The organism is Kitasatospora sp. NPDC093102 (genome assembly GCF_040683915.1).
Lineage (GTDB): Bacteria > Actinomycetota > Actinomycetes > Streptomycetales > Streptomycetaceae > Kitasatospora.
In genome coordinates this window covers 70,859-82,814 of sequence record NZ_JBFBFA010000035.1, presented here as the reverse complement: position 1 = coordinate 82,814, position 11,956 = coordinate 70,859, and the positions used below count along the sequence as shown (strand labels likewise).

Annotated in this window: 10 protein-coding genes and 1 rRNA gene; 8 read left to right on the top strand and 3 right to left on the bottom strand. The window is 72.4% G+C overall.

From position 1 onward, the window contains the following. From rrf to AB0O11_RS30285, 5 genes are all read left to right on the top strand, one after another. Positions 1–83, top strand: a 5S ribosomal RNA gene (gene rrf / locus AB0O11_RS30305); the annotation flags it as partial. Between the two features lie 252 nt (positions 84–335). After that, complete coding sequence (locus tag AB0O11_RS30300) at positions 336–2,927, top strand: sensor histidine kinase KdpD (protein ID WP_363393359.1); 2,592 nt, start codon at positions 336–338, stop codon at positions 2,925–2,927. Positions 2,928–3,046: 119 nt separating this feature from the next. Next, a complete protein-coding gene (locus AB0O11_RS30295; RefSeq protein ID WP_316521557.1) occupies positions 3,047–3,727 on the top strand; it encodes a response regulator in 681 nt (226 codons plus the stop codon). Between the two features lie 65 nt (positions 3,728–3,792). After that, complete coding sequence (locus AB0O11_RS30290) at positions 3,793–4,200, top strand: OB-fold nucleic acid binding domain-containing protein (protein WP_363393356.1); 408 nt, start codon at positions 3,793–3,795, stop codon at positions 4,198–4,200. A 2-nt stretch (positions 4,201–4,202) separates the two neighbouring features. Then, on the top strand, positions 4,203–4,925 hold the full coding sequence (locus AB0O11_RS30285) for a DUF3159 domain-containing protein (RefSeq protein WP_363393353.1): 723 nt from the start codon (positions 4,203–4,205) through the stop codon (positions 4,923–4,925). 79 nt (positions 4,926–5,004) lie between these two features. Here the strand turns inward: AB0O11_RS30285 and AB0O11_RS30280 are convergent, their stop codons facing one another. Next, positions 5,005–5,676 carry a TrkA family potassium uptake protein gene (locus tag AB0O11_RS30280; protein WP_359829049.1) on the bottom strand — a complete coding sequence of 224 codons (672 nt, stop codon included), beginning with the start codon at positions 5,674–5,676 and terminating at the stop codon, positions 5,005–5,007. Next, on the bottom strand, positions 5,676–6,344 hold the full coding sequence (locus AB0O11_RS30275; protein ID WP_363393350.1) for a TrkA family potassium uptake protein: 669 nt from the start codon (positions 6,342–6,344) through the stop codon (positions 5,676–5,678). The genes AB0O11_RS30280 and AB0O11_RS30275 overlap by 1 nt, the downstream gene beginning before the upstream one ends. Positions 6,345–6,585: 241 nt before the next feature. On the opposite strand from AB0O11_RS30275, the gene AB0O11_RS30270 reads away from it, so the two are divergent. Further along, positions 6,586–8,667, top strand: coding sequence for an APC family permease (locus tag AB0O11_RS30270; RefSeq protein ID WP_363393347.1), 2,082 nt, complete (start codon positions 6,586–6,588; stop codon positions 8,665–8,667). A gap of 338 nt (positions 8,668–9,005) precedes the next feature. Next, positions 9,006–10,355 (top strand): class I SAM-dependent RNA methyltransferase, encoded by a 1,350-nt coding sequence (locus AB0O11_RS30265; RefSeq protein ID WP_363393372.1) that lies wholly within the window; start codon positions 9,006–9,008, stop codon positions 10,353–10,355. A gap of 75 nt (positions 10,356–10,430) precedes the next feature. Here AB0O11_RS30265 and AB0O11_RS30260 read toward each other — a convergent pair whose 3' ends face one another. Further along, complete coding sequence (locus AB0O11_RS30260; RefSeq protein ID WP_224284950.1) at positions 10,431–10,625, bottom strand: hypothetical protein; 195 nt, start codon at positions 10,623–10,625, stop codon at positions 10,431–10,433. A gap of 334 nt (positions 10,626–10,959) precedes the next feature. Here AB0O11_RS30260 and AB0O11_RS30255 point away from each other — a divergent pair, with 334 nt between their 5' ends. Continuing rightward, positions 10,960–11,919 carry a LysR family transcriptional regulator gene (locus AB0O11_RS30255; RefSeq protein ID WP_363393344.1) on the top strand — a complete coding sequence of 320 codons (960 nt, stop codon included), beginning with the start codon at positions 10,960–10,962 and terminating at the stop codon, positions 11,917–11,919. Positions 11,920–11,956 lie beyond the last annotated feature (37 nt).

Genomic DNA, 11,956 nt, shown 5'->3' with positions numbered 1-11,956 from the left:
ACATTCCGAACCCGGAAGCTAAGCCTTACAGCGCCGATGGTACTGCAGGGGGGACCCTGTGGGAGAGTAGGACGCCGCCGAACAATTCTTCAGAAGAACCCCTGATCCATTCGGATCGGGGGTTCTTCGCATTTCCGGGCCGCCAGATGGCCCAGACCCCTTCCGAACGGCCGACGACCCCCGCCGAGTGGCTGCTCCACCGTCAATATGCCGCTAAAACCGCCTGATCAGCGCACTGATCAGCGGAAAATCTCGTCGCACGCCGTAGTCTCGAAGGCAAGGGGAACAGGTGTCCGGGGTGTCTCCCGGGCAGGGCCGGATCAAGAATGGTGCTCATGGGACGAGGCAGGCTGCGCATCTACCTCGGGGCGGCCCCCGGGGTCGGCAAGACGTACGCCATGCTCGCCGAGGCGCACCGGCGCCAGGAGCGTGGCACGGACGTCGTGGTCGGGTTCGTGGAGGACCACGGGCGCCGGCGGACTTCGGACATGGTCGCCGGGCTGGAGGTCGTGCTGCGGCAGCAGGTGGTGCACCGGGGCGCCCGGTTCTCCGAGATGGACCTGGACGCCGTCCTGGCCCGCCGCCCGCAGGTGGCCCTGGTGGACGAGCTGGCCCACACCAACGTTCCCGGCTGTCGCAACGACAAGCGCTGGCAGGACGTCGAGGAGCTGTTGGCGGCCGGGATCGACGTGATCTCCTCCGTCAACGTGCAGCACCTGGAGTCGCTCGGCGACGCCGTCGAGGGCATCACCGGGGTGCGCCAGCGCGAGACCGTCCCGGACGAGGTGGTTCGCCGGGCGGACCAGATCGAGCTGGTGGACATGTCCCCGCAGGCGCTGCGGCGACGGCTGGCGCACGGCAACGTGTACGCGCCGGAGAAGATCGACGCCGCCCTCGCCAACTACTTCCGCCCGGGCAACCTGACCGCACTGCGCGAGCTGGCGCTGTTGTGGACCGCGGACCGGGTGGACGAGTACCTCCAGAAGTACCGGGCCGAGCAGGGCATCGAGGGCACCTGGCAGGCCCGGGAGCGGATCGTGGTGGGCCTGACCGGCGGGCCCGAGGGGGCGACGCTGATCCGCCGGGCGGCCCGGATCGCGGCCCGGGTCTCCGGCGGCGAACTGCTCGCCGTGCACATCTCCCGCTCGGACGGGCTGGTGGGCTCCGGCTCGCCGCAGACGCTGATCGAGCAGCGCGCGCTGGTGGAGAGCCTCGGCGGCTCCTTCCACGCCGTGCTGGGCGACGACCCGGCCAGCGGGCTGCTGGACTTCGCCCGGGGCGTGAACGCCACCCAGATCGTGCTGGGCACCAGCCGGCGGCCCGCCTGGCAGTACCTGTACGGGCCGGGCGTCGGCACCACGGTGACCCGGGAGGCCGGGGACATCGACGTCCACATGGTCACCCACGAGCACGCCGGGCACGGGCGGCGCGGCAAGATACCGGTCCGCCGGATCACCGACCTGGGCCGTACCCGGACGGTCGCCGGCTGGCTGATCGGGCTGGTCGGCCCGCCGCTGATGGCGATCGTGCTGACCGCGATCGGCGGCCTGGGGCTCTCCACCGACATGCTGCTGTTCCTGTCGCTGACGGTGTGCGCGGCGCTGGTCGGCGGGCTGCTGCCGGCGATCGGCTCGGCGCTGGTCGGCTCCTCGGTGCTGAACTACTACTTCACCCCGCCGCTGCACACGTTCACCATCAACGAGCCGCAGAACATCATGGCGGTGGCGATCTTCACCATCGTCGGCATATCGGTGGCGTCGGTGGTGGACCTCGCGGCCCGGCGCACCCAGCAGGCGGCCCGCAGTCAGACCGAGGCACAGACGCTCAGCGCGTTGGCCGGCACGGTGCTGCGCGGCGCGCCCAACGGGGACGGCGTGCTGACCGCGCTGATGGAGCAGGTCCGGGAGACCTTCGGGCAGGAGAGCGCCGCACTGCTGGAGCGGCCCGATCCGCTCGCGGCCTGGGTTCCGGTGGCCGCCGCCGGCCCGCGCCCGCCGGAGCGGCCGGAGGAGGCCGACGTGGACGTCCCGGTCGGTGACAGCCTGGCGCTGGTGCTGCGCGGCCGGGTGCTGCCCGGGGCGGACCGGCGCCTGCTCGGGGCGTTCGCGGCGCAGGCCGCCGTGGTGCTGGAGCGCCGCCGGCTGGCCCGGGAGGCCGCCGAGGCCCGCCGGGAGGCGGAGGGCAACCGGATCCGGACGGCTCTGCTGGCCGCCGTCTCGCACGACCTGCGCACCCCGCTGGCGGGCATCAAGGCCTCGGTGAGCTCGCTGCGTTCCGCCGACGTCGACTGGGACCCGGAGGACGAGGCCGAGCTGCTGGCCGGCATCGAGGCCGGGGCCGACCGGCTGGACCACCTGATCAACAACCTGCTCGACATGAGCCGGCTTCAGACCGGGACGGTCACCCCCTTGATCCAGGAGACCGACCTGGACGAGGTGGTGCCGTACGCGCTCGGCGGGGTGCCGCCGGAGTCCGTCCGGCTGGAGGTGCCGGAGACGCTGCCGATGGTCCGGGCCGACGGCGGGCTGTTGGAGCGTTCGCTCGCCAACCTGGTGGAGAACGCCGTCAAGTACAGCCCGGACGGCGTCAAGGTGCTGGTCAAGGCCGACGAGCTGCGGCAGCCGGGGGTTCCGGCCCGGGTCGAGCTGCGGATCGTGGACCGCGGTCCGGGCGTGCCCGAGGAGGCCAAGGAAAAGATCTTCGCGCCGTTCCAGCGCTACGGGGACGCGCCGCGCGGCGCCGGGGTGGGCCTCGGCCTGGCGGTGGCGCGCGGGTTCGTCGAGGCGATGGACGGTACCGTCACCGCCGAGGACACCCCGGGCGGGGGCCTGACCATGGTCGTCAGCCTGCCCGTGGTCGAACGGCCGCCCGACACGGGGGAGCCGGGCGGCGACGGCGGTGATCCGCTCGCGGAGCTGATCACCTGAGAACCGGCGGCGCACCGGCCGGGCCCGTCGTCCGGTCCCGGCGCCGCACGCCGCAACGAAAGCCATCGAGTCATCCCACAGTCCGTAAGTCAGACAGCCCTGAAAGGCGGAGCCCGCAAATGACCCGGGTCCTCGTCGTGGACGACGAACCGCAGATCGTCCGCGCGCTGGTGATCAACCTCAAGGCCCGTAAGTACGAGGTGGACGCGGCCCATGACGGCGCGAGCGCCCTGGAGCTGGCCGCGGCCCGCCATCCGGACGTGGTCGTCCTCGACCTGGGCCTGCCCGACATGGACGGGGTCGAGGTGATCCGCGGCCTGCGCGGCTGGACCCGGGTGCCGATCATCGTGCTGTCGGCCCGGCATGCCTCGGACGAGAAGGTCGAGGCGCTGGACGCCGGCGCCGACGACTACGTCACCAAGCCGTTCGGCATGGACGAGCTGCTCGCCCGTATGCGGGCCGCCGTGCGGCGGGCCGAGCCGGTGGCCGGGGAGGCCGACTCGCTGGTCGTCACCGAGTCCTTCACCGTCGATCTCGCGGCCAAGAAGGTCAACCGGGACGGCGTCGACGTACGCCTCACCCCGACCGAGTGGCACCTGCTGGAGGTGCTGGTCCGCAACGCCGGGCGGCTGGTCAGCCAGACCCAGCTGCTTCAGGAGGTGTGGGGCCCGGCCTACCGCACCGAGACCAACTACCTGCGGGTCTACCTCGCCCAGCTGCGCCGCAAGCTGGAGCGCGACCCCTCGCACCCGCGCCACTTCATCACCGAACCGGGCATGGGGTACCGGTTCGAGAGCTGACCTCGGCCGCCCCTGGCGGCTGGACGACCTGCCGCCGGGGGGCCGGAACCCGGTACCCTTCCGGCATGAGTGGTGACAACAGCAGCGGCCAGCCGCAGGGGCGGTTCCGCCGCATGCTCAGCCGGCTGACCTCCTCGGCCGAGGAGCTGGACGCCGAGGAGCTGCGCCAGGAGAGCGCCGCGGAGTCCGGATGCACACCGATCGCCGGCTGCGGGGACCGCGAGCTGGTCACCGTCGCGGGCACGTTGCGCACGGTGACGCTGCGCCCCCGGGCGGGGGTGCCCGCACTGGAGGCCGAACTCTTCGACGGCACCGAGGCGCTGGATGTGGTCTGGCTCGGGCGCCGCTCGATCGCCGGGATAGAGCCCGGCCGCCGGCTGGTCGCCAGCGGCCGGATCAGCCACGCACGCGGGCGCCGCGTGCTGTTCAACCCCCGCTATGAGCTGCGTCCGGTCGGACACGGGAGCGAATGAGCGTGAGCAACCAGCCCGGCGGCGAGGCCGCCGCCCAGCTCGACCTGCCCGTCGACCCGGCGGACGCGGAGGCCGCCCGCAAGGCCGCCTCCAAGGAGGCCGCCGAGACGGTGCTCCAGGCCTTCGGCGGCGTGCGCGGCATGATCGACATGACGCTGCCCGGCCTGGTCTTCATCGTCACCTACAACCTGACCCACCAGGTCAGCACCTCGGCCTGGGCCGCACTGGGCCTGAGCGCCCTGTTCGTCGTGGCCCGGCTGGCGAAGCGCGAGACCATCCAGCATGCCTTCAGCGGGGTGTTCGGCGTCGCCCTCGGCGCCTGGATCTCGATGAAGAGCGGCAAGGCCGAGGACTTCTACCTGCCCGGCCTGCTCTGGAGCGTCGGCTACTGCATCGGCCTGGCGGTCTCCGCCCTGGTGCGCTGGCCGATGATCGGGGTGATGCTCGGCCCGATCACCGGCGAGATGTTCACCTGGCGCAAGGAGAACCCGGGCCGCCTGGCCGCCTACACCAGGGCGACCTGGGCCTGGGTGGTGATCATGGGCGCCAAGCCGGTGATCCTCTTCCCGCTGTACTTCACCCACAACGTCAACCTGCTGGGCTGGCTGAAGGTCGCCCTCGGCATCCCGCCGATGCTGCTGGCGATGTACGTGACCTGGCAGATCCTGTTGAAGGCGCCGCCGCCGATCAAGGCGCAGCTGGACGAGGAGGAGCCGGCGAAGTAGCCGGCTCCCACGGCGGACCTGCACGGAAGGGCCCGCACCCCGGCGAGGGGTGCGGGCCCTTCCGCTGTGCAGCCCGTGGCTACTGGGCGCCCGAGGTGGCCGAGAGCAGCTGCTCCAGCTCCTCCTCGCGCTCCTGCGCGGCGACGAAGAGCAGCTCGTCGCCGCCCTCCAGGGTGTCGTCCTTGCCCGGTACCAGCACCCGGCCCTCGCGGATGATGGTCACCAGCGCGGTGTCCTGCGGCCAGGCGACGTCGCCGACCCGGGTGCCGACCAGCTCGGTGTCGGAGGCCAGGGTCAGCTCGACCAGGTTGGCGTTGCCCTGGCTGAAGCGCATCAGGCGGACCAGGTCGCCGACGCTGACCGCCTCCTCGACCAGCGCGGACATCAGACGGGGGGTGGAGACGGCCACGTCCACGCCCCAGGACTCGTTGAAGAGCCACTCGTTCTTGGGGTTGTTCACCCGGGCGACCACCCGCGGCACCGCGTACTCGGTCTTGGCGAGCAGCGAGACGACCAGATTGACCTTGTCGTCGCCGGTCGCCGCGATCACCACGTGGCAGCGCTGGAGCGCGGCCTCGTCCAGCGAGGTGATCTCACAGGCGTCGGCCAGCAGCCACTCCGCCATCGGGACCCGCTCCACCGAGATGGAGTTGGGGTTCTTGTCTATCAGCAGGACCTCGTGGCCGTTCTCCAGCAGCTCGCCCGCGATCGAGCGGCCCACGGCACCGGCCCCGGCAATGGCGACGCGCATCAGTGACCCTCCTCCTTCGGCCCCTGCGCGAACGCGGCCTCGACGGCCGCCAGGTCGGTCCGGCGCAGCATCACGTGCACCAGGTCGCCCTCCTGCACCACCATCTGCGGCGAGGGGAGCATGCCCTCGCCGAGCCGGGTGACGAACGCCACCCGGGCGCCGGAGGCCTCCTCCAGCTTGTTGATCCGGTGGCCGATCCAGCGCGGGTCGTACGCGACCTCGGCGAGCTGCACGGCACCGCTCGGGTCCTGCCACAGTGGCTCGGCGCCGCTCGGCAGCAGCCGGCGCAGCATCTGGTCGGCGGTCCAGCGGACCGTCGCCACGGTGGGGATGCCCAGGCGCTGGTACACCTCGGCGCGGCGGGGGTCGTAGATCCGGGCGGCGACGTTCTCGACGCCGAAGTTCTCCCGGGCCACCCGGGCGGCGATGATGTTGGAGTTGTCACCGCTGGAGACCGCGGCGAAGGCGCCGGCCTCCTCGATGCCCGCCTCGCGCAGGGTGTCCTGGTCGAAGCCGACGCCGGTCACCCGGCGCCCGTTGAACCCGGCGCCCAGCCGGCGGAACGCGGTCGGGTCCTGGTCCACCACGGCCACCGAGTGGCCCTGTTTCTCCAGTGCTCTGGCGAGGGCGGAGCCCACGCGGCCGCAGCCCATGATGACGATGTGCACCGGCGCTACCTCACCCGTCCCGAAAGGGTCTTGACCTGCGCAAACACCGTTCATCTCCGTTTCCCGCCCGGTCGTCCGGGACGAGGTTCATCGTGGGGGCGCCGACCCGGCAACGCCCGACAACCAGAGTGTTGCCCGCCGACTCGTATCCGACACGCTAACTGGTCCACCGAACGCAGTCGCGACGAAGGGGGGGACAAACGGCGCAGCCTCGACCGGGAAGCCCCTACGATTCCTTAACGTGCCTATGCCGACTGACCTTCCGAAACGCATCCTGATCGGGCGCGCCCTACGCAGCGACAAGCTGGGCGAGACGCTTCTCCCCAAGCGGATCGCGCTGCCCGTGTTCGCCTCGGACGCGCTCTCCTCGGTCGCGTACGCCCCCGAGGAAATCCTGCTCACGCTCTCCGTCGCGGGTGCCTCGGCGATCCACTTCTCCTGGCAGATCGGCGTCGTCGTGGCGATCGTGATGCTCGCCGTGGTCGCCTCGTACCGGCAGAACGTGCACGCCTACCCCAGCGGTGGCGGTGACTACGAGGTCGCGACCGTCAACCACGGGCCGGCCGCCGGTCTGGTGGTCGCCAGCGCGCTGATGGTCGACTACGTGCTCACCGTGGCCGTGTCGACCACCTCGGGCGTCGCCAACGTCGTCTCCGCCGTGCCCGCGCTGCGCGGCCACGAACCGATCGTGTCGGTGATCGTGGTCGTGCTGCTGATGGGCATGAACCTGCGCGGTGTGCGCGAATCCGGAAGCGCCTTCGCCGTCCCCACCTACGCCTTCATGGTCGGCGTGATCGGGATGGTCGGTTACGGGGTCTTCCGGCACTTCGCGCTCGGCCAGGACATGCCCGCCGAGAGCTCCGGGTTCCACCTCGCCGCCACTCCCGGCAACGACTCGCTGGCCGGCTTCGCGATGGTGTTCCTGCTGCTGAAGTCCTTCTCCTCCGGCTGTGCCGCGCTCACCGGTGTGGAGGCGATCTCCAACGGCGTGCCGGCCTTCCGCAAGCCGAAGAGCAAGAACGCCGCCACCACGCTGCTGATGATGGCGAGCATCGCCGTCGTGATGTTCATGGGCATCATCTGGCTGGCCCGGCTGACCGGTGTCCAGATGGCCGAGAATCCGACCGAGCAGCTCGTCGGCGCCTCGCCGGACTACCACCAGAAGACCGCGCTGGCGCAGATCAGCGAGGCCGTGTTCAACAACTTCACGCCCGGCTTCTACTTCGTCGCGGCCGTCACCGGTCTGATCCTGGTGCTCGCCGCCAACACCGCCTTCAACGGCTTCCCGGTGCTCGGCTCGATCCTCGCCCAGGACCGCTACCTGCCGCGCCAGCTGCACACCCGTGGCGACCGGCTGGCCTTCTCCAACGGCATCATCCTGCTGGCGATCGCCGCGATCCTGCTGATCCTCGCCTTCGACGCCGACCCGAACCGGCTGATCCAGCTCTACATCGTCGGCGTCTTCGTCGCCTTCAACATGAGCCAGTCCGGCATGATCCGGCACTGGACCCGGCTGCTGCGCACCGAGACCGACCCGGCCAAGCGCCGCCACATGCAGCGCAGCCGGGCGATCAACACCTTCGGCCTGGTGATGACCATGGCCGTGCTGATCGTCGTCCTGGTCACCAAGATCAGCCACGCCTGGATCGCGATCGCCGCGATGGCCGTGCTGTTCGTGATGATGAAGGGCATCCGGCGCCACTACGACCGGGTCTCCGACGAGCTCACCGCCGCCGAGGAGCCGGACGACGTGGTGATGCCCACCCGGGTGCACGCCATCGTGCTGGTCTCCAAGCTGCACAAGCCGGCCCTGCGCGCCCTGGCGTACGCGAGGCTGGCCCGGGCCCACACGCTGGAGGCCGTCACGGTCAACGTCGACCCGGCCGACACGGTGGCGCTGCGGCGGGAGTGGGACGAGCGCGGCATCGAGGTGCCGCTCAAGGTGCTGGACTCGCCGTACCGCGAGATCACCGGGCCGGTCCTGGACTACGTGAAGAACCTGCGGCGCAGCAGCCCGCGGGACGTGGTCTCGGTCTACATCCCGGAGTACGTGGTCGGCCACTGGTACGAGCACCTGCTGCACAACCAGAGCGCGCTGCGGCTCAAGGGGCGGCTGCTGTTCAAGCCCGGGGTGATGGTCACCTCGGTGCCGTGGCAGCTGGAGTCCTCGGAGCGGCGCAAGCCGCAGAAGGCCTGGTCGGCGCCGGGTGCCGTCCGGCGTGGCGAGCCGCGGGCGCCGAAGGCCGTAGAGTCGAAGGATTCCGTCTCCACCGGTGCGAACGCCGGTGACATCTCCGACCGCAGCAAGGACTCCTCCCAGTGACCCGCAACACTCCGCCCCGCTCCTCGGGCTCCTCCGGCAAGGGCGCCCGCAGGGGCGGCTCCCAGCCCGGGCAGGTCTCCCGGCCGCGCTGGGGCCGGCCGGCCCGTCCGGAGGCCACCGACCGCGACGGCCTCACCGCACGCACTGCGCCGATCGTCCCGGGCGAGCGGGGGGACCGGGAGCCCACCGGGCCGGACGCCGGGAAGGGCGCGGGCAAGGGCGCGCCGAAGGGTGCGGCGAAGGGCGCGGGCAAGGGCGCCGGTCAGGACGCGCCGAAGGGCGCCGGCGGCGCCGGCCGGAAGGCGCCGCGCAAGCAGGCGGTGCGGCCGCCCAAGGCGCTGCGCACGGCCGCCGCGCGGCCGTCGCGGCCCGAGGCGCCGTCCGGGGAACCGCTGGCCGGGCAGCGCTACGAGGTCGAGGTCGGCCCGGTCGCGCACGGCGGCGGACACTGCGTGGCCCGGCACGAGGGGCGGGTGCTGTTCGTGCGGCACGCGCTGCCCGGTGAGAGGGTCGTCGCGCTGGTGACCGACGGGACCACCACCTCGCGGTTCCTGCGGGCCGACGCGGTGGAGGTGCTGGAGCCGGCCAAGGACCGGATCGAGGCGCCCTGCCCGTTCTCCGGTCCGGGCAAGTGCGGCGGCTGCGACTGGCAGCACGTCACCCCGGGCGGGCAGCGCAAGCTCAAGGCGGCGGTGCTGACCGAGCAGCTGGCCAAGCTGGCCGGGCTCACCCCGGCGGAGGCGGGCTGGGACGGCAGCGTCGAGCCGGTCGGCGGCAAGCTGCCGGCCGGGCAGGTGCCGGCCTGGCGCACCCGGGTGCAGTACGCGGTGGATGCCGAGACCGGGAAGGTGGGCCTGCGCAAGCACCGCTCGCACGAGGTGCAGCCGGTGGACCGCTGCCTGATCGCCGCCGAGGGCGTCACCGAGCTGGGCATCGAGGCCCGCGACTGGCCGGGTGTGGCGAGCGTCGAGGCGATCGCCGCGACCGGCTCCTCGGACCGCCAGGTGGTGCTCACCCCGCGGTCGGGCGCCCAGCTGCCGCTGGTCGAGCTGGACAAGCCGGTGTCGATCGCCCGGGTGGACGAGCAGGGCGACGTGCACCGGGTGCACGGGCGCACCTTCGTGCGCGAGCGGGCCGCCGGGCGGACCTGGCGGATCAGCAACGGCGGCTTCTGGCAGATCCACCCCGAGGCGCCGGACACCCTGGTCGACGCCGTGCTGGACGGCCTGGACCCGCAGTGGGGCGAGAACGCACTCGATCTGTACTGCGGTGTCGGCCTGTTCGCGGGCGCGCTGGCCGACCGGGTCGGCGAGGACGGCGCGGTGCTCGGCATCGAGTCCGCCAAGCAGGCCGTGGTCGACGCCCGGCACAACCTGGCCGCGCTGGACAACGTGCGGATCGAGTGCGACCGGGTCGAGACGCTGCTGCCGCGCACCGGCATCACCGCCACCGACCTGATCGTGCTGGACCCGCCGCGCTCGGGCGCCGGCCGCGAGACCGTCGCCCACCTGGTCGGCCTGGAGGCGCGCCGGATCGCGTACGTGGCCTGCGACCCGGCGGCGCTCGCCCGGGACCTGAAGTTCTTCCGCGAGGGCGGCTACCGGCCGGTCTCGCTGCGGGCCTTCGACCTGTTCCCGATGACGCACCACTTCGAGTGCGTGGCGATCCTGGAGCCGGCCGGGGAGTGATCCCGGGCATCGGGGAGTCATGGAAGGAGGCGGTCACCCGTTCCGGGTGGCCGCCTCCGCCGCGTCCGGGACCGGCTACTCGTTGTGTTCCTCCTCGTCGACACTGTGCGGGAGGTCGATTCCGTGCTGGGCGGCGAGCCGCAGGAGCGAGGCGACCCGGCCCTCGTACGCCTGGACGCCGTCGGCGTCCCCTTCGGCCCGGGCCGTCGCGAGGTCCCGGCGGGCCTTTGCGAGCTGCTCGCGCAGCTCCTGATCGAACATGGCTGTCATCGGTCGGCCTCCGCACCGGTAGGCGCCCGCTCGGGGGAACGCGGGGGAATTTCAGCGTCCCGGACGGTGGGGCACTCTTCAAGTCCCGCTCCTCCTGGGGCGGCGCGGCGGCCGGGGACGGGGCCCGGATCCGGGCGGAAGGTCAGGGGGTGGCAATGCGCTGGTAAAAGGTGGTGCGAGGACTGCCCCCGGGCCCGGGGAGGGGGCTTGACGAGGCAATTCACGGGGGTGAAGGTAAGCCGCTGACATGTCATGTGTGCTGTTGCACCGCTCCCCGGCGACAGCCGCCCCGCGCCGTCGACCGGGGACGGCCGGTGCGTGAGGGGGGAGCGTCATGGAGCTGGAGCTGCGGCACCTGCGCGTGCTGTGCGCCATCGCCGACACCGGGAGCGTCGGCCGGGCCGCCGTCCTGCTCGGCGCCTCGCAGCCGGCGACCAGCACCCAGCTGCGCCGGATCGAGCGCCATCTGGGCGCCCCGCTGTTCGAGCGCACCACCGTCGGTGTCGCGCCGACCGGCTTCGGGGTGGAGGTGGTGGCCGCCGCCCGGGAACTGCTCATCCGCGCCGACTGCCTGGGGCGCCGCCCGGAGGCGCCCGCCGGGGCCGCGCCGCGCGAGCTGCGGCTGGCGGCGACCAACTCGCCGATCCTGCCCGGGCTGGTCACCAGGGCGCGGCACCAGCGGCCCGAGCAGCGCTTCACCGTGACGTCGGTCTACCGCTCCTCGGACATCGTCGAGCTGCTGGAACAGGGCGAGGCGGACGCCGCGGTGGCCGTGGACTACCCGGGCCGGGAGCTGCGCCACGCGCCGTCCGTCGCGCACCGTGGCATCGTCACCGAGCCCGTTTTCGTCGCGCTGCCGGCCGGTCACCGGCTGCGGCACCGCACCGAGGTGGCCCTGGCGGACCTCGCGGAGGAGGAGTGGCTGCTGACCCCCGATGACGGGGCCGGCTGGCACGGCGTGTTCCACGGGGCCTGCGCCGCGGCGGGGTTCACCCCGGTGACCGTCCACGAGTTCCTCGGCGGCCGGCTGGAGCTCCAGGAGATGATCGCCGCCGGGCTCGGCATCTCCGTCGTCCAGGCCACCACCCGGCCGCTCGCCGAGGTGGTGGTCAAACCGCTCGCGGGAACTCCGATCTGGGTGCGGCAGCTACTGGTCTGGCGGTCGGCCGGGGTGGGCGCGGACGTGGTGGAAACGCTGTTCGGGGCCGCGGCTGCGGCGTACCGGGACCTGATCGCGGCCGCGCCGAGCTTCCAGGCGTGGGCCGCGCGGACGTACCGGCCGGCCCGGCCGTAAGCCGGGGGCGGTACCCGGCGAGGTGCCCGCCCGTCCG

Coding starts and splice junctions, on each gene's coding strand:
- AB0O11_RS30295 (WP_316521557.1), top strand. CDS start 3,047: ATGACCCGGGTCCTCGTCGTGGACGACGAACCGCAGATCGTCCGCGCG.
- AB0O11_RS30280 (WP_359829049.1), bottom strand. CDS start 5,676: ATGCGCGTCGCCATTGCCGGGGCCGGTGCCGTGGGCCGCTCGATCGCG.
- AB0O11_RS30300 (WP_363393359.1), top strand. CDS start 336: ATGGGACGAGGCAGGCTGCGCATCTACCTCGGGGCGGCCCCCGGGGTC.
- AB0O11_RS30255 (WP_363393344.1), top strand. CDS start 10,960: ATGGAGCTGGAGCTGCGGCACCTGCGCGTGCTGTGCGCCATCGCCGAC.
- AB0O11_RS30260 (WP_224284950.1), bottom strand. CDS start 10,625: ATGACAGCCATGTTCGATCAGGAGCTGCGCGAGCAGCTCGCAAAGGCC.
- AB0O11_RS30290 (WP_363393356.1), top strand. CDS start 3,793: ATGAGTGGTGACAACAGCAGCGGCCAGCCGCAGGGGCGGTTCCGCCGC.